Source organism: Lysinibacillus sp. NPDC093692 (assembly GCF_050280125.1).
Taxonomy (GTDB): Bacteria; Bacillota; Bacilli; order Bacillales_A; family Planococcaceae; genus Lysinibacillus.
Genome location: NZ_JBNNUW010000013.1, coordinates 1 through 20,558, shown reverse-complemented (window position 1 = coordinate 20,558; position 20,558 = coordinate 1). Strand labels below are relative to the sequence as shown.

Here is a 20,558-nt window from a genome sequence, read left to right as displayed (position 1 = left end):
AGAACTAAATGGTTCCTTTATAAAGCCGAATAATCTCTAGATTTACAACCTAAAAATAAATAGAAAAACCGAACGATTCCAAAACACTTCATGAGCGTTTCATTGGATAGTTCGGTTTTTTGTTTGTTGACACACTTTTTTTCTAGCACATGAAAGTGACTATTTAAATTCAGAACGTGTTGAATGAATAGCTGAAAGAAATTGTTCATTAGGGCGAGGTCATTCGGAGGTAAGAAATTAATAAAGGGTCACTCTGCAGGAGTGACCTAAAGTATAACGATAAGATACTATTTGAACTTATCTAGTTTCTTAACTTTCATTGAAGCTATTTCTCCACAATTCTTACAAATAGTCAAAATCATTGGTGAACCCGTAATATTTAGCTTATCCATCCTAATTGGTTTTACATTTGCATAAGCATAAGATCCGCCTAATTCAACTTGTGCGAAGGAATCATTACCACAAGCCTTACAAACTAATTTATTATTTTCCATTAAATCACATCGTTATGTAATTTGTGTAAATTTTATCATACAAAAGCCATGGTGTCTTTGCACGCTACAGCAAACTAAAGAACAAAATAAAGAGAATAATAAATAAGTTAATCCACTACTTATTACGAATATTTAAGAATTTATGAGAAATCCTATTTAAACTAACTTAGTTAAAATTCGGTTTGCGATATATTAAAATCAAAAGACAGAGTTTCATTCTCTACTCATTTTGTAGAATTAATCTGTCTTTAAGTTTTAATAGCAACAATCTTTTAGAAAACAGCCTTAAAAAAATCCATTTGACGTTTTGCACTATTTTTTGTATTATATTGGAGAAAAGAATGCCCGGACTAGAACGGGAGAGGTTCATAGCTGATACCCTCTATAAAAAACTATGGAAACATGATAATTATGCCATGTCCATATCGGACGTGGCTTTTTTTTATGTGTTTGCTTATGTTTTATTAGAACGATTGGTGAAGCCTCTCTTGAAAAGTGTTGGGAAACATTTTACAAGGAGGTTTTTTTATGTCTGGCCGAAGCCATGAAGAATGACTGTCGGATTTAACATTATTGGGTAACCACAGTACACAATATTTTAATTCAGTAAAAATTGATTACCGATAACTACGGTATTGAATAGTTCAATCAAGAAAGAGGTATTTAGCTACCCTCTAAAAAAAACTATGAAGAAGCAGTACTTTTTCTAGTGCTGTTTTCTTGGAACAAGGGAGTTTTTACACATGAAGCAGGAAAAAGCAATTGTTGTATTTAGTGGAGGTCAGGACAGCACAACCTGTTTGTTTTGGGCAAAAGAACGTTTTCAAGAGGTTGAAGCTGTAACTTTTAATTATGGTCAAAGGCATCATCTTGAAATTGAATGTGCGAAGGCGATAGCAGAAGAGCTCGGTGTCAAGCATCACATTCTTGATATGTCACTCCTGAACCAGCTTGCTCCAAATGCATTGACACGACAAGACATAAAGGTAGAAGACGGAGAAAATGGTGAGCTTCCATCGACTTTTGTACCTGGTCGAAATCTTCTCTTCCTTTCATTTGCGGGCGTTTTAGCGAGCCAAGTAGGAGCTAAGCATATTGTAACTGGCGTTTGTGAAACGGATTTTAGCGGATATCCGGATTGCCGAGATGTTTTTATTAAATCCTTGAATGTAACGTTAAATTTATCGATGGATGATTCCTTTGTTATTGATACACCGTTGATGTGGCTGAATAAGGCAAAGACATGGGAGCTTGCTGATCAGTTTGGAGCACTTGAATTTGTTCGGGAAAAAACGTTGACTTGCTATAACGGTGTAATAGCAGATGGCTGTGGTGAATGCCCAGCATGTAAACTGCGAAAAAAAGGGCTTGATGAGTATTTGAGCTACAGGAAGGAGTCTTAAGGCATGTCAGATTTTAGAATCGTCGATAAGCTCCAAAAACTTGATGTAGATATTCAAAGAAATCAATTGAACTATCATGCAAAGCGTGTTCTCGTAAGTAAAGAATTTACCTTCGATGCTGCTCATCATTTACATAATTATGAAGGGAAATGTAAAAACCTGCACGGTCATACGTATCGCGTAATATTAGGACTGAGTGGATACACAGATGAACGAGGTTTGATGATTGATTTTGGCGATATAAAAAGAATATGGAAAGAAAAAATAGAGATTCATTTGGATCACCGTTATTTAAATGAGACGCTTCCACCAATGAATACGACGGCAGAGAATATTGTTGTTTGGATTTACGAAAAGCTGGCTGCGACCTTGCTTGATGAACAAAGATATGACGGTGCGCGTGTTGAGTTTATTCGGCTATACGAAACTCCGACTAGTTATGCAGAAGCGAGACGGGAGTGGATGGAAGTTGAGTAAGATACCTGTTATCGAGATTTTTGGACCGACGATTCAAGGTGAGGGAATGGTAGTTGGCCAAAAGACAATGTTTGTGAGAACTGCCGGCTGTGATTATTCTTGTTCTTGGTGTGATTCATCGTTTACGTGGGATGGCAGTGGAAAGCATCTTATTGTCCAAATGACAGCTGAAGAGATTTGGTCTGAGTTGAAACGTCTCGGAGGCAGCGGCTTTTCATTTGTCACGATTTCAGGAGGCAACCCTGCACTCATCCGAAATTTGGAGGGGCTCATTGCCACTTTAAAAGAAAATGACATAAAGGTCGGGGTGGAAACACAGGGAAGTAGGTGGCAAAAATGGATGTATGAGATTGATGAGTTGACAATTTCCCCAAAGCCACCTAGCTCTGGTATGACGACAAATTATTCGGTGCTCTCTGAAATCTTCGAAAAACTTAAAAATCGAAACAGTAATCATCATGTATCCCTTAAAATAGTCGTTTTTAATCAAGAGGATTACGAGTATGCTAAACAAATTCACCATCGTTATCCAATGATTCCTTTTTATCTGCAAGTCGGTAACGATGATCTCACGACGACGGACAATTCACAATTAATTACACATTTATTAGATAAATATCATGCGCTGATTGATAGAGTGATGAAGGATGAGGAATTAAGAAATGTCAAAGTACTGCCACAGTTGCATGCACTTGTTTGGGGGAATAAAAGAGGGGTATAGTGCCATTACAAAAATGGCATTAAGACAAATTCTAGAAGAGGATTATGATAACTTGCGACGGTATGAAAGTATAGGCTAATATGGCCTATACTTTTTTTGTGCGTCCAGCAGCATGGATGTAATCTGTTCGTGGCGATGAGAGCATGCATAGCAAGCTAATTATTTTTAAATTTACCTCTTGACCTTAAAGTAACTTTAAGATGTAGCATTGAATGAAGGCGCTATAATGTTTTGAATAAGTTGATGAAAATTCAGGATTTCATCGAAAGAAAGAACTACAGGTTCCATAATCTAATGGCATCGAGGGAATGACTTTACTATCTCGATTTATTATTGCCGGTCACACAATTTGGGAAGAGGGGGCAACGAAAAATGTATAAAAACGATGAAGAGTTAGTCGTTAGAATTGTAGAATTGAGAGGAGATTATTATCAATTTGGCTTGGAACAAGGTGGAGAATTAAAGGCATTACCGACCTTAGAACAATTGGAAGAGCTAGGGGAACTGAATATTAACTCAAATGTACAAAAGGCGAAGGAAATAATAAAGAACGTTTCACCGAATCTTTTTCAAGAACTGATCGGCTTGGCAGAAGGATTACTTATGGACATAAATAATACTATTAAACTTTTTAGTGGTTATGATGTAGCATTTCCACAAATGGGTTGCACTACATTAGTAAATGATGGCTATTATGTACGCAACTATGATTTTAGTCCGGAAATGTACGATGCGAGGCTTGTATGGACGAATCCTACAGATGGCTATGCTAGCGTAGGCTTTAGTCAGCAAATAATTGGAAGACTTGATGGGATGAATGAAAAGGGGCTCATTGTAGGGTTACATTTTGTGAATAATGAATATAAGGAAGAGGGTTTTATTGCAACGACTATTGTTAGAATGCTATTAGAACAATGTGCAAATATTGAAGAGGCGCTAAAATTCATCACAAATATATCTCATGGATATTGTTACAACTACTCCATTACAGATCAAAGTGGAAAAAGTGTAATAGTAGAAGCTTCTCCACAACAACAGGTCATAAATTTCACAAATCCTCTTATTTGTACCAATCACTTTGAGTCAGAACTATTGAGAGAGAAAAACAGAAAAAAAGTACATGGATCGATAAAAAGGAAGGACTATGTGAGTTCCTTATTATCGGAAAGTTTATCACCCATATGTACATATCGTCACTTTAATGATGAAAGTTCTCCGATATTTTATAAAGATTATAAAGAGTACTTTGGGACGTTACATACAGTTGTCTATTCCCCAAAAGATTTGAGCATCATATTTGGAGTTGGTGGGAATTGTGAACCAATGATGTTTTCACTAAAAGAATTTAAGGAGGGGACATTAATTCTACCTGAATATATAAAAGGGACAATTAATCAATCTAAATAAAAGGACATATGCTATTTGAATTAGGAAATACTATTTTAATAGGAAGGAAATAATTCCCTTATGTCGAATAATCTATAGAAGAATAGAAAGTATTCTAGATGAGGTGTTTGATTGAATAAAATAAGAACTGAAACAGAAAGATTAGTGATTCGATTTCTTGAAGAAGGTGATTATTCTTCTTGGCTAACCCAATATGAAAATCGTTTACCTTCTCAACATAAATACGATCAAGGTAAACTAAATATGAGCATCTGTACGAAAGAATGGTTTCGTGATTTAGTTACTAAACATCATCAAATGGCTGAAGATGACAAAGTCTATGTATTTGGAGTGTTTAAAAAAGAAGATAATACTCATATTGGTTTTATAGACTTTTCGACAATTATGAGGGAAGAATTTCAATGGGCCAGGTTCGGATATACAATTCATAACCAGTTTTGGAGAAAAGGTTATGGGAAAGAGGCAGTAAAAGCTGCCTTAGATCTAGCGTTTGAAAAATTAAATTATCATCGAATAGAAGCTCATATAAACCTTGATAATATTGCATCTATAAAGTTAGCAGAAAGTGTTGGAATGATGTATGAATGTACGAGGAAAGGATTCATATTCGAGGACGACAAATGGACTGATCATCTAGTTTACTTTATAAACGCAAAGTAAGTTTATAAGGTGACAAGAACGAAGATGTTTCTTGTATACATTCTCATATGAAGATTAAAAAGCAATAGATTTTAATAAAACCCCTGATTTTTCTGCTTAGCGTAGAAAAATCAGGGGTTTTTATTTACACATTTGATAAGTAACAAAACCTATTTTCATAATTAATAAAAAATCCTACCATTTTATCTACTTTTCAACCTTAATTTGTGTTAACTTAATATAAATATAAGTTAACACAAATTAAGAATAGGAGGAAATAACATAAAGTTATTTCAGGTTAATTTAAAAAGTAACATGGAGGAATAAAATGGTCCGAAAGTTTTCTACATATGATCTTGCTCAGATTTCATTGCTAGCTTGTCTTATTATCGTTACAGGTATGTTTAAAATTCCAACAGGTATTCCTGGGTCTGAATTTCAATTATCAGCACCCATAGCAGTTGCGATTGCAGCGGTATTTGGGTTTAAGCGATATTTTCTAGCGGGGATTATTGCAAGTTTAATCTTATTTTTACTAGGTATACACTCAATCTTAAATGTGGAGATCGCATTGATTTTCCGATTGACTGTAGGCCTACTCATTGTTTTATTTGGGACTTCAATTCCGGTACTTGTTTTGACTGGCCCAATTGGAACAACGGTTGCTCGATTTGGTTTGGCTTTTACGTTAGGGACTCCATTTTTACCGTTATTAGTTTTGGCTATTCCAGGCATGATAATCACAGCTGTTAGTGTTTATCCCATAACGAAAATGTTACATACAATTAATAAGAAAGTAGCAGGTAATCATCATGTTAAAAGCGTGTTATAGCATTCGAATGCGTGCGGCTGAAAAAAATCCTGAACTAGGCGAAAAGCATATATCCGGTGGTGAACGGATAGGTCGTAAATCTCAGATAGAGCCAATTGTAAAACAGTTATTGAACAAAGCAAGTAATCATTCACGTGGAGATGCTGACTTTATTCAAATTACCATTGAAAAAATAGCGCCTGATCAAATTCAGTATATACCTCCCTTAGAAATTACGGCAGTTGAGGCGGCTTCAATCGACAAGGCCCATAGTGAAGCAAGAAAAATACTAACCTCATTAGGTGTTTCGGAGCATGCAGTGAATGTTGCTTTTGATCAACTTAGTAGGTATCAAAATCTCCGTGGGGCAATCATCCTAAATAGTAAAACTGGCTTACGGCTTGACGACCGAGGACAAAAGGGTGTTCGTGTATCACGAATCGATTGGCAAGATGCTACTTGGGACCTTAATGAGCGTGTACGTGAAGCGTTGGCTCTGGCGTCGAAAGTGGCAAATTCTCCGTTTACAATTGCAGAATTATGTTGGTCTGATGATCCAGATTACGTGACTGGATATGTAAGTAATCGTGGCATTGGTTATGTCAGAATTACACCGTTAAAAAGGGAGGGCTGTGAAAGCGGGGGACGTGTTTATTTTGTGTCCGATGAAGTAGAACTAGAATCTTATATAGACTATTTAGAAAGCGTACCGGTTCTCATTAGGAGGGATTAAAAAATGGATCATTGGTTTCAACGGGAGCTACAATTAATAGAAGAGAAAGGATTGACAAGGAAGTTACGTTCGTTTTCAAATGGCAATGAGAGCGAGGTAATCATAAATGGTAAGAAATTCTTGCTTTTTTCATCTAATAACTATTTAGGTCTTGCAACAGATTCTCGGTTGAAAAAGAAAGCATCTGAAGGTATTAGTAAATACGGTACAGGAGCTGGTGGTTCGAGATTAACAACTGGAAATTTCGATATTCATGAACAGCTTGAATCAGAAATTGCCGATTTGAAAAAAACTGAAGCTGCCATTGTTTTCAGCAGTGGTTATTTAGCGAACATTGGCGTGATTTCAAGTGTGATGAAGGCAGGGGATATTATATTTTCTGATGCTTGGAATCATGCGAGTATTATAGATGGTTGTCGCCTTAGTCAAGCAAAAACTATTGTATATGAACATGCGGATATGGTGGATTTAGAGCATAAATTGAAGCAATCACGTGGAGATGGAAAGAAGTTAATCGTGACGGATGGCGTCTTTAGTATGGATGGTGATATTGCTCCGCTTCCCGAAATAGTTGCGCTAGCAAAGGAATACAATGCTTACATAATGATTGATGATGCGCATGTGACAGGTGTCTTAGGAAATGCTGGTCGTGGTACTGCTGATTATTTTGGATTGAAAGATGAGATTGATTTTACAGTAGGCACATTGAGTAAAGCGATTGGTGCAGAGGGTGGTTTTGTGGCGACGTCGGCAATTGCAAAGAACTATTTATTAAATAACGCTAGGTCGTTTATTTTCCAAACAGGTTTATCTCCAAGTGCGATTGAAGCAGCGCGAGAAGGGATATCTATTATTCAAAATGAGCCCGAACGAAGGCAACAATTGCTGAATAATGCTAAGTATTTACGTTTAAAATTGGAGGAATCCGGTTTTGTAGTTAATGAGGGAGAAACACCAATTATAACGCTTCTTATTGGAGATTCCCATGAAGCAGTGGCATTTTCTGAGAAACTTATGGATGAAGGTGTCTTTATTCCAGCGATTCGACCACCAACTGTGCCAAAAGGGTCAAGCCGATTGCGGATTACAGTGATGGCAACACATACAATGGAGCAGCTCAATACAGTTATCAATAAATTGAAGAAAATAGGAAAAGAAATGGGTATTGTATAAAAAGTCTGATAACACTTAATAATGTTGAAAATATGTAAATAACAGTTGGATTACTGAGATTTTTCATTTTCAAAACAATAGTTCTTAACAAAACCCCTGATTCTTCCGCTTAGGATAGAAGAATCAGGGGTTTTAATTTAAACCGGTACCCATTTTTGTTACAAATGATTCAATGCTTTGACACTCACTTTAACTGTTAAATTATGCTTTCCACCTGAATAAACACCTTCAACAGGGCTTATATCGGAATAATCACGGCCAATGCATAAAATAATGTGATGTTCTAATACTTCAACATTATTAGTTGGATCTAGACCAATCCAGCCGATTCCCGGTATCATGACTTCTACCCAAGCATGAGTTGCAATATCTCCAATCAAGGCGGAGTTTTCATCCACATATAAATAACCGCTCACATAGCGCGCTGGAATTCCTTTAGCTCTGAGCACCGCCAGCATGACATGTGTGAAATCCTGACAAACACCTCGCTTCAGGGCGAAGGCTTCACTTGCCGTTGTCGTCACATCGGTTGCACCCGGATCGTATTCAAAAGTCGAATATAAGTATTGCATTAAATTTAATGAAAATAGTACAGGATTTTCAGCATGACCAATGGCATGATATACTTCCTCTAACTGATTTTCCGTCATATACGTAAATTGTGTAAACTTTAAATAGGGCAAATAATGCTCATAAAACAATTGCGAGTGAAAAATCGTCTGCATCTCTGGTGAATATTGAATACGATGAATAAATGGCGCACGTTGAATACTGACAATAGAGGTCGTTTGAATTTCAAGTTCTTGATGCTGCTCTGGTATATAAAAAGTACCAACCGTATTGCCCCATATATCTGTATGCTCACGCGTTAAAGATGAAGGTGTAATGGCGATGCGATAGGATAATAAGCGCTGACGCTCATCGCCTCTTGGCTTTAAGCGGATTGTATTTAAGCTTTGATCGACTTCAGACTCATATTGAAAAATATTAGTATGTTGAATTTCGAATTTCATAGTGTCCGCTTCCTTTGAATTACTGACTTGCTTGTTGATAGGGAGCTGTCGTTGATTCCTTTCAATGTTGTACGCTGGGTTCATATAAATGATATATTGTTGAAAATGTATTGCCTAAATCAATACATTGACACAATTTTTCCTCCATGAATAAAATAGTTTCTTCTAAAGTACTATTCCAAACATCTATATTCATGATAGCAAACAATAAATTTTCTAATGGAGCATGAAGCTCTAAAAATCTAGCTGAAAGCGGATCGTTTTCTAAACAAATAAATGCTTCCTCTAATTTTTGTAAGCAAAACATCACTGAACGTGGGAAATGCTTATCTTGTAATAAATATTGAAGTACACATAGTAAGTTAGTTTGGCGATGCTTTTGTAAATAAGACTCCGTCGCCTCTGATAAATCAAGTAAAAACGAACCGTCCGCTTCTACTAATGAGATGGCTATTTCCTTATGTTGCTCCAGTATAATTAAAGCCATACGAATCGTTTTTTCTGCACGCTCCAACCATTTCCCAACTTGCATGAAATAAAAAGGTACATCTCGATCCATCGAGCCTTCGATAAGCCCAGTTACCGTTAATGAAGTTTTACGAACATTTTGTAAAAAAGAGTTAAGAACGATAAGTGGGATAGGTCTTTCACGTTCCATTAGTTCTTGCTGTAAGGATAAATAAAAGTCATTTTGCAATTCCCAAAGCTCAATGGGAATGCTATCTCGAGTTACACGTGCATTTTCTCTAACGGCACATAAAGTAGCATGAAGAGCGTTACAGTTATTAGTAGAAAAGAGTAGATATTCGATAAGTGGATTAACTCGAATCGACTCATATAAGGTCAAGTATTCTTCCTTCGAGGCGCAAATATTCAACACCGCTTCCCAATGATCGATGTATTCATTTTCTTTGCCAGATTGCTCCAACATATTCAACAGCTGTACTTGTAATATATGTGCATTCGATTGTGATCGTTCACTATATCGTGCCATCCAGTATAGTGCATCGGCTACTCGACTTAGCATATTGTAATTCCTCCTTTAATATCCACGTATCTTTTGCTCCTCCACCTTGTGAAGAATTCACGACTAAAGATCCTTCTTTTAATGCTACACGTGATAAACCTCCAGGAAGCACATAAATATCCTCACCCTTCATCACATAAACACGCAAATCGACATGGCAAGGATAAAATCTTCCATCCTGGAAAGCTGGTGCTCTAGATAGACTAATCGTTGGTTGTGCAATGTATTGATGTGGGTTCTCCATAATTTTTTCTTTATAAATAGCGATTTCCTCATCACTCGCATGTGGACCAATAAGCATATCATAGCCACCAGAGGCACTAACATTTTTTATAACAAGCTCTCTTATATGCTCAAGAACCCAATCTAGCTGTCGATGATCAGCAAGATGATAAGTTTTCACATTACGTAAAATAGGTTCCTCATTCAAATAGTAACGAATCATATCAGGTACATAGGCATACATCGCCTTATCATCAGCAACACCGTTACCAACTGCATTTAAAATAGCAATATTTCCAGCTTTATAAGCCTCCATAATATGAGGAACTCCGAGTAAAGAATCTTCACGAAAAACAACAGGATCTAGGAAATCATCATCAATTCGACGATAAATAATATCGATTTGTTCAAGACCGTAGATAGTCTTCATGTACACCTTATCATCTCGGACCACTAGATCATGGCCTTCAACAAGCTGAATATTGAGCTGCTGTGCTAAAAAAACATGATCGTAATAGGCCGAATTATACATGCCAGCTGTTAAAAGGACTGCTTTAGGTTCTCTATTTGGCTCCATACAAGGCGGTCTATGAGCAAGAAGTGCCTTTTGCATAAAGGTCATTTGTTTGTCGAGTGACTGGATCGTATGTTTAGAGAAAAATTCAGGATACACTTCCTTCATCACAGATCGATTTTGAAAAACATAGGAAATACCTGAAGGATTGCGTAAATTATCTTCTAACACGTAATAAACACCATTTTCATCACGAATCAAATCGATACCAGCTAAAAAAATATGATTATCGATAGGTACTTTTACACCAAGCATTTCTTTATAATAATACGGATTGTTTTCAACGAGTTCTTTCGGAATAAGCCCATCTTCAAAAATAGATTGTTCATGGTAAACATCATGTAGAAAGCAATTTAACGCTTTTACACGTTGCTTCATCCCAGCTTCTATTTCTTGCCACTGTTCATTTGGAATAATAATAGGTATAAAATCAAAGGGCATTGTCCGTTCTGTTCCACCTTGTGCTCCATATACGGTAAATGTAATGCCTTGTTTAAGGAAACTAGATTGTGCTTGCTGATATTTTTCCTCTAATTGGTCCTTTGTGAATGCATTGAGCTTATGGTGGAAAGACCGATAATGAGGCTTCGGTTGATTGCCATCTAACATTTCATCAAAAAACAAACCAGATTCGTAAAACTTCATCATATGGATCGCCCTCCGAATTTAAGTAGTAGAGAAAACGTGTTACACTAAAAATGAATACATATTAAAGGAGATATAAAAATGACAACCATTAATTTAATGCAAGCTTATGAGCTAGACAAGCTTTCGAAATTAGATTTTACTAATGAGGAGATTGTGCGCACATTGCAAACAGGGGATTTATCAGTTTGGCAGGAAAAAGTACCAAACTATGAATTTTCCGAAACAATGGCACTTTTTCAAGAAGGGGAACAATTATTTTTGGACGCTTTGCATGGTAACTACCGTATTAAATATGTAACTTTGCCAGGCATTCAACGTCTACTATATCTTCACTTCCAATTAGAAGAAGGTAAGGATTATCAATTATTAGAAGCAGGCATCCAACATTTAACTTGTAATGAGGAAACAATCGAGAAACTTCAACGTATGCTATCAACTAATTGGTCTTTAGCCAAACAAGTAGATGGGACGTATAGCATCTTTATTTCGTAAACAGATTTTGTCCTGGCTTAATGGCCGCTTCGTTGCCTTACAGGTAAAAAATGCGCCCAAAATCGGCAAATTCCAAATAATTCCACGCGCGTTGTGAGAAGAATCGACATGTATAGTTACCCATCTTTTCATTTTTCGAATCGTCTCACGGTGCATAGTTCATTTAGTCCACTAGATTTAAATATTCATTTTTTTCTCGGTTTATGCCTAAAAAATGAAAACTTTTAAAAATAGGTGATTTTCTTTCTAAAAGGGAATCATCTTTTTTACTACTTAAATAGAGAACGTATGTTTCGTTTATTAAAAAATATCATTTTTTTCACCATAAAGTTCCCAAATTTATATTTGGGAACGTTTTTTCGTGGTAAAATAGAGCAAATAGAGGTGATTTTATGGAAAAGCCTAAGCTACCAAAAATAATGAGAGATTTCCTAGTTTATTTAACGACGATTAAAGGGAAGTCTCAACGTACTAGAAAAGAATACGAATATGATTTGACATTATTCTTCCGTTTTTACATAGCCATTCAAAATGATCATGAACTATCAAATTTAACGAGAATAGATATTTCTACTATTTCAATAGAAGAAATTCGTGAGATGACATTAGAAGATTTATATTTGTTTATGGAGTATTGCGAGGTACAGCGTGGAAATTCTGCATCAGCAAGAGCGCGTAAAGTAGCAACGTTGAAGTCATTTTTTAAATACTTAAAAGGAAAACGTCGTCTTATAGAGGAAAATCCGGCAGATGAATTAGAAACTCCAAAAATCGGACGGAAAAGACCTATCTATATGAATATCGAGGAAGCGACGCAATTTATCGATGGGATCCAGCCAAATCGTGCTTCACCGAGAAACTACTGTATGATGATGTTTTTCTTAAATTTAGGGATTCGTGTAACAGAGCTTTGCCAGCTAAATAAGTCATCCATACAAGGGCGCTACTTAACAGTTGTTGGGAAAGGGAATAAAGAGCGGACTGTTTATTTGAATGATAGCTGTGTACAGGCACTTACAGACTATGAAAATAGCGGCAAGACAACATATAAAGGTGAGGGAGAGGAGCCCCTATTCATCTCACAAAAAGGAACACGATTTACTCGTCAAACCGTGGCAAAAATCGTTAAACGGATTAATCAACAATCTGGACTCCAAAAAGAACGACTGACGCCACATAAGCTACGACATACATCTGCAACAATGATGTATAAATCAGGAGCGGATATTCGAAGTCTTCAGCACATATTGGGTCACTCAAGTGTGGCAACAACACAAATCTATACACATATTGAAAATGAAGAGCTGCAACATGTACTCGAAAACAATCCATTCAATATTGTTCGAGCAAGATAATTTTCAAAATATAAAGGGAAATCACTTCATCTATAGAATATTTTACATGGTATGGAACATATACAGAATAGGAATCAAAAATCGTTTGATAAGGGGAGTAGCTTATGAGTCAATTAATTAATGACCAACTATGTGAAACAAGAAACAATTTAGTAGAGGAGATCAAATTATTAAGTGATACTCAATTCAATGCTAAGCCTGATGCAAACAGTTGGAGTATAGCCCAAGTTTGCCATCACTTAACTTTAACAGAGGCATCTTTTATAAGACTGATTGCGTGGGCATTAAAACAAGAAGATAGTAAGCAAGCGGAACGTAAAAATATTCTTATTATCGCAGATAGAACAAAGAAAGTCCCAGCACCGGAATTTGTTGTTCCAGCTGAAGACTTATTTACAGTTCAGCAAATTATTGAGTTACTTGACGAATCGAGAGGAAAATTCACAACATTCCTCGATACAATTGACGATCCATCTTTATTAACAGAAAAATCCTATAAACATCCTTTTCTTGGCGATCTACCTCTCGATCAATGGATAGAACTAATTTCTATTCATGAACAACGACATATTGAACAAATAAAAGAAATCAAAGCATTCATAAAAGTTGAGCACTAATGTACTTCCCGGAGACTAAATACAAAGAATGAAAAAAAGCAAACCTCGAAATTATATTAAAGAATTAATACAAAGAATGAAAAAAAGCGAAGCTCGATATTATATTAAAGAATTAATAAGAGCGATTAAAAATTCAATCGCTTTAGAAATAATCTGGAACATTTTAATATTTATCCCTAAAATGATCTTCCGTTTATTGAAAAATTTATGGTGAATGGTCCAATTTCTCGATATAAATATTGAGAAATCGGGCTTTTTTAATGTGTTTTTTTGAAAAATCAGACTCACCGTATGCTTTTTGGAATTAAAAAACAAAAATTTTAAAAACTTTAGATGAGCATTTAGTATAATACAATGAGACTAAATGTTTTAATGAACTATTTGTGCAGGCTGGTTGGTTAAAGGTAAAAACATGATAAATACCATACTTAAAAAGGGAGAAAAAAATGGGAAGTATTTTAAAACAACTTACTGAAATTAAAAGCGAATTAGAAAAGCCATTTCCATCTAGAGATATGGAAAAAATAAAACAAGATTTTCGTGCAGAATTATTAACTTTATCAGATGAAGAAAATGAACTAAAGTTTGATTTTAATGATTATTGTATGAATATAGCTGGAACTTTAAGCTATGTTTTAGCAGACAACATAACTAACATCCCAGAAAATCAAATTGAGATGTTACATAAATCTTTCTTTGATTACTATAAACAATATCGTTTTTTTGAAGACACAATTGAAGCCTATAAAGATTTCTTTCAGGAATATAAAACCTTTGAACAAACCAGAAAGTTGTTATTACAACTATTAACTACATAAGCATTTCATATTGAGCTAACAATGCAATATTCATAGTGTAATCGCTTTATCACTAATAAGGCAGGCTAACTGACCTGCATCGTGTTGTTGCTGACACTCGAGATATAGCGACATAGAAAAGAAGGAAAGGACAAAGAGCCTTTACTTCTTTTTTTCGTTTTATGGTATAATTATCATTATTTACTATTTTTAGTTAGGAGAAGTTATGAGAATTTATAAGTTAGTTATTCTATGTACTTCTATTATACTCTTAACAGGGTGTAATACATTTTCATCTAAAACAGAAGTACCCTCTAAAAATGCAACTTCAGAGGCTATAAAAAATGAACCTGTTGTCTCGGATAGCACAACACATAAGGAGAAAGAAGATGAACCTGTTGTCGTAGATATCACTAACAAGGAAACTGACGATATATCAACAGGAAGTTCTCGCGCTATTGTAATTAATGAAGAAGTAGCGTCTCCGCTTGGTGAAAGTAAATCATATTTTACTTATGAGTGGGATTTTCCATTTAAAATATCCGCAACCAATACTGGAACAAAAAGGTTTTACTACAAAATTCAAAATGTAGATAAAGAAGCAATAATTGCAAATGGTATTTTAAACGGCAACGAAAGTTTTGAAAAGTTATTTAAAGGATTTCCAAAAGGAGCTTATGTCATAACTTACCGTGTAACAGAGGAAGAGCCTCCTGTAGATATAAAACTAAAAGTAAAGGTAGAGGGACTTTCCTGAAGTATTATATTTGAAATAAAGGGAGCCATTGTTTTGATCAATCTTTTTCAAAACAATGGCTTTTGTTATTTCATTAAAGTAATACTTCAAGGATATTTTTAAATTGTAAAGCTTGACGAAACGAAGTATCTGTTATATATTAATAAAAAATAATAATAACTGTTATAAAACAGTTTAATTTTAGGAGGAATTCAAATGTCAAAGTATCGTGATGGTTATGAGTTTTATTGTGAGATGTGTGAGCGTTATGGTTTAGAGCCAATTTCTTTCCGCTATTATGTGCTACAGTTATCACAGCAGCAACTTTCAGCTTATAATATGCAAGCAAAACAACTAGGTATTTAAAAGGTTTAAGATTAAAGGATGTGATTATAACGGACGCCGACGTGAATATTTTATGAAAAGCCCAGCCATACTAACTATAATGGACTGGGCTTTCAACTATTTGAAAGAAATATCAGATAATTCATTGACATAGTAAAGAAACTGTTATTTTTTATTAAAAAATAATTAATCTGTTATATAACAAATGGAGGATAATGCGAATGTCTCATTATGAAATTGGATACGAAATTTTAACTTCATTCAGTAGAAGACATTCACCTTTGAAGATGTGATGTCACGGATTTTCAAAGGAATGAATTGTGCGATCACAATTCAAAATCCAGAATCAATTACACTAAGGCGAAATTGCTTGAAAGAAGTGTGAACAATTTGATTTAGAACACATCAATTTCTATTATTATGTAAATCAATTATCACAAGAACAATTAGACTATTATTATGAAGTTGCACAAATGGAAGGAAGTTATTAGGATGACAAAATATCGCGAAGGCTATGATTTTTATCGACAAGTATGTGAAAAACACGGTTTGGAGCCCATCAATTTTCACTATTATTTGTTGAACTTATCTCAGGAGCAACTTGATGCCTACAATGAACGAGCCAAAACATTGGGAGGTCCAATAGAATATGAAGTCTCTTAGCTTATAAAATACCTTACTGCCTCGTTATGACAGTAAGGTATTTTAGATATTTATCATAAATGAAGTAATTATTCAAGTATCTAAAAGTAACAATTATTCGGTTGAAAGATAAATAGGCTAAACATAACATACAAATAGACTAAAGTACTTAATATATTCCAAAACAAGTGTATTAAACGAGTTAAAAGACCTTGTTTTCGAGTCCGTTCTAAAAAAATCATTTAAATATAGATTTAACCGCTTTAATATTTGGGTTGAATTAACTGCTTTTCTAATACTATAATGTAATTACATAATAAAGGGCGATATCCCATAACTTTATACCCCGCTTTTTATAAAGCAAAAGTACCAAACCCTTCTAATGAACGGAGAATGTAAATGATGAATATCACGCCTAGTAGTATTAATCAAGTTAACTATAGTCTGAAAGAATTACAAGATATTTTTTCAGCAATGAATAGTTCAATCATCGTAGCAATTACAGACCGAACTGGGAAAATTACGTTTGTTAATGATCATTTTTGCAAAATTTCTAAATATACACGTGAAGAGTTATTAGGGCAAGATCACCGTTTACTGAATTCAGGTTACCATCCACGATCTTTCTTTAGAGAGATGTGGAAAACGATAGGTAAGGGTGACATGTGGAATGGCGAGGTATGTAATCGCGCAAAGGACGGTAGTCTGTACTGGGTGAAGACGACGATTTTTCCTTTTCTTGATGACAATGGTAAACCATATCAATATATTGCTATTCGAGTCGACATAACTGCACAGAAAGATATAAAAAAGATTACTCATATTGCCTATCACGATGAATTAACAGGGCTACCAAATCGTCGTAAGTTAGAGCAACGTTTAGAAAACGAATTCCATCAATCTCGACGTACAGGTGAGAAGTTTGCGTTATTTTTTATTGATGTAAATCGTTTTAAAAACATTAACGATGGACTTGGTCATATCATCGGGGATCTATTCTTAGTGGAAATGGCGAATCGCCTACGAAACATTGATTACACATCGAATTCTATCTACCGCCACAATAGTGATGAATTTGTAATTATACTAAACGATGTTGACCGTATTGAGGAGAAGGCTGAGGAAATAATTAGCGTCTTTAATGAGAGTTTTATTGTGAATACGTATGAATTTTACGCAAGTATTAGTGTTGGAATTAGTATTTTTCCAGATCATGCAAACTCTGCGGAGGAATTATTGAAAAATGCAGATATCGCTATGTATGCTGCGAAATCTTCCCGTGGTAATCAATATCGCTTATATCGACCTACTATGGATGAAATCAATGATAAATGGCTACTACTTGAAACAAAATTACATCAAGCGTTAAAAAAGGATATTTTAGAATTACATTATCAACCAAAGATTAATTTAAAGACGAATACAATGATTGGCATGGAGGCTTTACTTCGTTGGCATGATCCTGTACTTGGTCATATACCTCCGGATCACTTTATTCCATTTGCTGAGGAATGTGGGCTTATAAATGATATAGGGGTATGGGTGTTAAGAAAAGCATCCGCCCAGGCACGCGCTTGGAACGAGGTACATAATTTAAACTTACGTGTTGCCGTAAACATTTCTCCGATTCATATTAGTACGACAGGCTTTGTCGAAATGGTACGCGAAATTATAACAGAAACTAAAATAGAACCACATCTATTAGAAATTGAAATTACTGAAATGAGTATGTTGGATTATACCGAAGACTTGCTCAATACCATTAACCAATTAAGAGCTCTTGGTATTACGATTTCTTTAGATGATTTCGGAACAGGTTATTCATCGCTCAATTACTTAAAATCATTTCCCGTAGATGTTTTAAAAATAGATCGTGCATTCGTCCGTGATATTTTACCTGAAAAATCAGGCATTGCCATGATTTCAGCTATGATCTCTCTAGCACATGCTCTAAATCTTCAAGTAGTAGCTGAAGGCGTCGAGGAAGAAGCAGAATTAAAAGTGCTTCGTGAACATGGCTGCGAGTACGTACAAGGGTATTATTTCAGTAAGCCATTATCGGTAGATGACTTTACGCAGTTGATAGTTGAGAGTAAATACTTATAATAAGTCTTTATAAACAATCAACTGGTGAAAAATCCTTTGTTATTAAAAGTGATATTTTGCACCTGGAGTAATGTCAATTTTCAGATATTTCCCGAAAAATAATTATTAATATTTGAAATTATTTAACTGTTTTGCTAAAGTTATATACAATATAAATTGATGATGTGGCCAAGTAAGGTGGAATTGTGAAACAGAAAATATAGCAAATGTTGAGAGCTATATCACCGCTTCCATCTGAACCCTACCACGGAGATGTTATGCAAACATAACCGAGTCGTTTTCGTTACAAAACGTTTGAGGGTTTTAAGATGTTCTTAAAACTAAATTCAAGGTGGTACCACGTTAAATCGGCACAAAGACGTCCTTATTTTAAGGACAGCTTTGTGCTTTTTTGTTTTTATTCTATAGGTGACAAATAGCTTATCGAAATGGAGGAAAGAACATGACGACACAACAAAATGATTTTTCAAAATGGTACATTGAGACAATTCAAAAGGCAGACTTAATGGATTATACACCGGTCCGAGGCTGTATCGCATTTAAACCAGACGGCTATGAGATTTGGGAACATATTCAGGAAGAAATGGACCGCCGTTTTAAAGAAACAGGCCATCGAAATGCTTATTTCCCGATGCTAATCCCTGAATCCTTTTTCCAAAAAGAAAAAGATCATATCGAAGGCTTCTCACCAGAGCTTCCTTGGGTAACAGAGGCAGCAGGCGAGAAATTAGAAGAACGTTTAGCACTTCGTCCAACATCCGAAACGATGATAGGACACTTATATTCAAATTGGATCAAAAGTTATCGTGATTTACCGGTCCTCATTAATCAATGGGCAAATGTTTTTCGTTGGGAAAAGAAAACACTTCCGTTCATTCGAACATCTGAATTTTTGTGGCAAGAGGGCCATACAGCGCATGTTGATGAAGAAGACGCACGTAAAGAAACAATGCAAATGTTAACGATCTATAAAGAGGTAGTCGAGGATTTACTTGCAATCCCTGTCTATGATGGACAAAAAACACCTTCAGAACGTTTTGCAGGAGCGGTTGATACATTTTCAATCGAAGCAATGATGAAAAATGGCAAGGCAGTACAAGCCGGTACCTCTCACTATTTAGGGACAAAATTCGCTGAAGCCTTTGATATTAAGTATTTAAACAAAGCTAATCAGCATGAACATGTACACACGACATCTTGGGGGACATCCACACGCTTAATCGGTTCTGTCATTATGGTTCATGGTGATGAACAGGGTCTTATTTTACCGCCACGAATTGCACCAACCCAAGTTGTCTTAATACCTGTAGGTCCATGGAAAAAGAACCCTGAAATTATGGAGAAACTAGATGACATCTTCGCAGCCCTTAAGAAGAAGGGAATTCGAGTTCGATTAGATGATTCGGACCAATCACCTGGCTTCAAATTTAACGAATGGGAATTAAAAGGTGTACCGATTCGTATTGAACTAGGACCTCGTGATTTAGAGAAAAACCAGGCATTGTTAAAAGCACGAGATGAAGATGAGAAGCATTCCATTGACCTGAATGACATTATCGCAGCCATTGAGGTAGAACTAACAACGATGCAAACGCGTTTATTTGAAAAAGCACGCACATTCCGTGATGAGAACGCTCATACAACGATCGATACACTGCAGGAATTACAGCAGCATATTAACACGTCCAAGGAAAACGGATCGATACCAGGCTGGATTCTTGCTGGATGGTGTGGAGATGATACATGCGAGGAAAAAGTGAAAGAAGAGACAAAATATACTTCACGTAACATTCCGTTTAACCCACCAACTACGAAGACTACTTGTATTTGCTGTGATAATGAAGCAAAGCATACAGTTTGGTTTGCGCAAGCATATTAATTATTGAAGAGATAAAAAAGAAAATATTACAAATATAATAAGCTTGCTTCTCGCATTTTGAGAAACAAGCTTATTTTTTGTTCATTTAATATTTAAATCTCTAGATAAACTCCGCAGTATCTCCATATAAACTACAGGTTACCCATTTATAGTATAGCTATCAAGGAGGTAAGGAAAATGAATTTTATCAAACGAGCATTTTTAAGTGTTAAAGCAAGGAAAGGAAAATCGCTAATATTATTTACTG

The 20,558-nt window shown here is 35.4% G+C and carries 21 protein-coding genes, 1 riboswitch and 1 other annotated feature; of the genes, 17 read left to right on the top strand and 4 right to left on the bottom strand.

The genetic code is table 11. From position 1 onward, the window contains the following. Positions 1-287 precede the first annotated feature (287 nt). Entirely contained in the window at positions 288-494 is a 207-nt protein-coding gene (locus ACQKN4_RS14785; RefSeq protein ID WP_079562313.1) for a hypothetical protein, read from the bottom strand. Positions 495-849: 355 nt separating this feature from the next. After that, positions 850-896, top strand: a riboswitch (PreQ1 riboswitch). Positions 897-1,237: 341 nt separating this feature from the next. On the opposite strand from ACQKN4_RS14785, the gene queC reads away from it, so the two are divergent. From queC to bioF, 8 genes are all read left to right on the top strand, one after another. After that, on the top strand, positions 1,238-1,897 hold the full coding sequence (queC, locus tag ACQKN4_RS14780; RefSeq protein ID WP_079562314.1) for a 7-cyano-7-deazaguanine synthase QueC: 660 nt from the start codon (positions 1,238-1,240) through the stop codon (positions 1,895-1,897). A 3-nt stretch (positions 1,898-1,900) separates the two neighbouring features. Beyond that, positions 1,901-2,374 carry a 6-carboxytetrahydropterin synthase QueD gene (gene queD / locus ACQKN4_RS14775; RefSeq protein ID WP_079562315.1) on the top strand — a complete coding sequence of 158 codons (474 nt, stop codon included), beginning with the start codon at positions 1,901-1,903 and terminating at the stop codon, positions 2,372-2,374. Beyond that, a complete protein-coding gene (queE, locus tag ACQKN4_RS14770) occupies positions 2,367-3,095 on the top strand; it encodes a 7-carboxy-7-deazaguanine synthase QueE (protein WP_079562316.1) in 729 nt (242 codons plus the stop codon). Before queD ends, queE begins: the two co-directional genes overlap by 8 nt. Positions 3,096-3,467: 372 nt before the next feature. After that, positions 3,468-4,502, top strand: coding sequence for a C45 family autoproteolytic acyltransferase/hydolase (locus ACQKN4_RS14765; RefSeq protein ID WP_079562317.1), 1,035 nt, complete (start codon positions 3,468-3,470; stop codon positions 4,500-4,502). 111 nt (positions 4,503-4,613) lie between these two features. Then, on the top strand, positions 4,614-5,162 hold the full coding sequence (locus ACQKN4_RS14760; protein WP_079562318.1) for a GNAT family N-acetyltransferase: 549 nt from the start codon (positions 4,614-4,616) through the stop codon (positions 5,160-5,162). Between the two features lie 307 nt (positions 5,163-5,469). Continuing rightward, positions 5,470-5,973, top strand: coding sequence for a hypothetical protein (locus tag ACQKN4_RS14755; RefSeq protein ID WP_079562319.1), 504 nt, complete (start codon positions 5,470-5,472; stop codon positions 5,971-5,973). Continuing rightward, positions 5,954-6,685 (top strand): 6-carboxyhexanoate--CoA ligase, encoded by a 732-nt coding sequence (bioW, locus tag ACQKN4_RS14750; protein ID WP_079562320.1) that lies wholly within the window; start codon positions 5,954-5,956, stop codon positions 6,683-6,685. The genes ACQKN4_RS14755 and bioW overlap by 20 nt, the downstream gene beginning before the upstream one ends. Before the next feature lie 3 nt (positions 6,686-6,688). Beyond that, on the top strand, positions 6,689-7,858 hold the full coding sequence (gene bioF, locus ACQKN4_RS14745; RefSeq protein ID WP_427484037.1) for an 8-amino-7-oxononanoate synthase: 1,170 nt from the start codon (positions 6,689-6,691) through the stop codon (positions 7,856-7,858). 158 nt (positions 7,859-8,016) lie between these two features. Here bioF and ACQKN4_RS14740 read toward each other — a convergent pair whose 3' ends face one another. The 3 genes from ACQKN4_RS14740 to ACQKN4_RS14730 all read right to left on the bottom strand — a co-directional run bounded on the left by ACQKN4_RS14740 (position 8,017) and on the right by ACQKN4_RS14730 (position 11,342). Continuing rightward, positions 8,017-8,871 carry a transglutaminase family protein gene (locus ACQKN4_RS14740; protein ID WP_427484036.1) on the bottom strand — a complete coding sequence of 285 codons (855 nt, stop codon included), beginning with the start codon at positions 8,869-8,871 and terminating at the stop codon, positions 8,017-8,019. A gap of 61 nt (positions 8,872-8,932) precedes the next feature. Further along, positions 8,933-9,898 (bottom strand): alpha-E domain-containing protein, encoded by a 966-nt coding sequence (locus ACQKN4_RS14735; protein ID WP_079562323.1) that lies wholly within the window; start codon positions 9,896-9,898, stop codon positions 8,933-8,935. Then, positions 9,852-11,342, bottom strand: coding sequence for a circularly permuted type 2 ATP-grasp protein (locus ACQKN4_RS14730; RefSeq protein WP_427484035.1), 1,491 nt, complete (start codon positions 11,340-11,342; stop codon positions 9,852-9,854). Before ACQKN4_RS14730 ends, ACQKN4_RS14735 begins: the two co-directional genes overlap by 47 nt. Before the next feature lie 78 nt (positions 11,343-11,420). Here ACQKN4_RS14730 and ACQKN4_RS14725 point away from each other — a divergent pair, with 78 nt between their 5' ends. The 9 genes from ACQKN4_RS14725 (at position 11,421) to proS (ending at position 20,311) form a co-directional block, all read left to right on the top strand. After that, positions 11,421-11,834, top strand: a complete 414-nt coding sequence (locus ACQKN4_RS14725) for a hypothetical protein (RefSeq protein ID WP_079562325.1) — start codon at positions 11,421-11,423, stop codon at positions 11,832-11,834. Positions 11,835-12,226: 392 nt separating this feature from the next. Beyond that, positions 12,227-13,189 carry a tyrosine recombinase XerC gene (locus tag ACQKN4_RS14720; RefSeq protein WP_079562326.1) on the top strand — a complete coding sequence of 321 codons (963 nt, stop codon included), beginning with the start codon at positions 12,227-12,229 and terminating at the stop codon, positions 13,187-13,189. A gap of 104 nt (positions 13,190-13,293) precedes the next feature. Beyond that, a complete protein-coding gene (locus ACQKN4_RS14715) occupies positions 13,294-13,806 on the top strand; it encodes a DinB family protein (protein WP_079562327.1) in 513 nt (170 codons plus the stop codon). 446 nt (positions 13,807-14,252) lie between these two features. Further along, positions 14,253-14,624 (top strand): YxiJ family protein, encoded by a 372-nt coding sequence (locus ACQKN4_RS14710; protein WP_427484034.1) that lies wholly within the window; start codon positions 14,253-14,255, stop codon positions 14,622-14,624. A 205-nt stretch (positions 14,625-14,829) separates the two neighbouring features. Further along, positions 14,830-15,360, top strand: a complete 531-nt coding sequence (locus ACQKN4_RS14705) for a hypothetical protein (protein ID WP_427484033.1) — start codon at positions 14,830-14,832, stop codon at positions 15,358-15,360. A 195-nt stretch (positions 15,361-15,555) separates the two neighbouring features. Beyond that, positions 15,556-15,705, top strand: coding sequence for a hypothetical protein (locus ACQKN4_RS14700; RefSeq protein ID WP_004230023.1), 150 nt, complete (start codon positions 15,556-15,558; stop codon positions 15,703-15,705). Positions 15,706-16,176: 471 nt separating this feature from the next. Then, on the top strand, positions 16,177-16,347 hold the full coding sequence (locus ACQKN4_RS14695; RefSeq protein WP_427484032.1) for a transcriptional regulator: 171 nt from the start codon (positions 16,177-16,179) through the stop codon (positions 16,345-16,347). Positions 16,348-16,725: 378 nt separating this feature from the next. Continuing rightward, a complete protein-coding gene (locus tag ACQKN4_RS14690; protein ID WP_427484031.1) occupies positions 16,726-18,432 on the top strand; it encodes a putative bifunctional diguanylate cyclase/phosphodiesterase in 1,707 nt (568 codons plus the stop codon). 150 nt (positions 18,433-18,582) lie between these two features. Further along, positions 18,583-18,801, top strand: a binding site (T-box leader). 73 nt (positions 18,802-18,874) lie between these two features. Then, positions 18,875-20,311, top strand: a complete 1,437-nt coding sequence (gene proS / locus ACQKN4_RS14685) for a proline--tRNA ligase (protein ID WP_427484030.1) — start codon at positions 18,875-18,877, stop codon at positions 20,309-20,311. Positions 20,312-20,558 lie beyond the last annotated feature (247 nt).

Bases quoted from the DNA above. Each gene is read 5' to 3' on its own strand.
- queC (WP_079562314.1), top strand. From the start codon at position 1,238: ATGAAGCAGGAAAAAGCAATTGTTGTATTTAGTGGAGGTCAGGACAGC.
- proS (WP_427484030.1), top strand. From the start codon at position 18,875: ATGACGACACAACAAAATGATTTTTCAAAATGGTACATTGAGACAATT.
- ACQKN4_RS14695 (WP_427484032.1), top strand. From the start codon at position 16,177: ATGACAAAATATCGCGAAGGCTATGATTTTTATCGACAAGTATGTGAA.
- bioW (WP_079562320.1), top strand. From the start codon at position 5,954: ATGTTAAAAGCGTGTTATAGCATTCGAATGCGTGCGGCTGAAAAAAAT.
- ACQKN4_RS14735 (WP_079562323.1), bottom strand. From the start codon at position 9,898: ATGCTAAGTCGAGTAGCCGATGCACTATACTGGATGGCACGATATAGT.
- bioF (WP_427484037.1), top strand. From the start codon at position 6,689: ATGGATCATTGGTTTCAACGGGAGCTACAATTAATAGAAGAGAAAGGA.
- ACQKN4_RS14720 (WP_079562326.1), top strand. From the start codon at position 12,227: ATGGAAAAGCCTAAGCTACCAAAAATAATGAGAGATTTCCTAGTTTAT.
- ACQKN4_RS14715 (WP_079562327.1), top strand. From the start codon at position 13,294: ATGAGTCAATTAATTAATGACCAACTATGTGAAACAAGAAACAATTTA.
- ACQKN4_RS14725 (WP_079562325.1), top strand. From the start codon at position 11,421: ATGACAACCATTAATTTAATGCAAGCTTATGAGCTAGACAAGCTTTCG.
- ACQKN4_RS14730 (WP_427484035.1), bottom strand. From the start codon at position 11,342: ATGATGAAGTTTTACGAATCTGGTTTGTTTTTTGATGAAATGTTAGAT.
- ACQKN4_RS14705 (WP_427484033.1), top strand. From the start codon at position 14,830: ATGAGAATTTATAAGTTAGTTATTCTATGTACTTCTATTATACTCTTA.
- ACQKN4_RS14690 (WP_427484031.1), top strand. From the start codon at position 16,726: ATGATGAATATCACGCCTAGTAGTATTAATCAAGTTAACTATAGTCTG.
- queD (WP_079562315.1), top strand. From the start codon at position 1,901: ATGTCAGATTTTAGAATCGTCGATAAGCTCCAAAAACTTGATGTAGAT.
- ACQKN4_RS14740 (WP_427484036.1), bottom strand. From the start codon at position 8,871: ATGAAATTCGAAATTCAACATACTAATATTTTTCAATATGAGTCTGAA.
- ACQKN4_RS14785 (WP_079562313.1), bottom strand. From the start codon at position 494: ATGGAAAATAATAAATTAGTTTGTAAGGCTTGTGGTAATGATTCCTTC.
- ACQKN4_RS14700 (WP_004230023.1), top strand. From the start codon at position 15,556: ATGTCAAAGTATCGTGATGGTTATGAGTTTTATTGTGAGATGTGTGAG.
- ACQKN4_RS14710 (WP_427484034.1), top strand. From the start codon at position 14,253: ATGGGAAGTATTTTAAAACAACTTACTGAAATTAAAAGCGAATTAGAA.
- ACQKN4_RS14755 (WP_079562319.1), top strand. From the start codon at position 5,470: ATGGTCCGAAAGTTTTCTACATATGATCTTGCTCAGATTTCATTGCTA.
- ACQKN4_RS14765 (WP_079562317.1), top strand. From the start codon at position 3,468: ATGTATAAAAACGATGAAGAGTTAGTCGTTAGAATTGTAGAATTGAGA.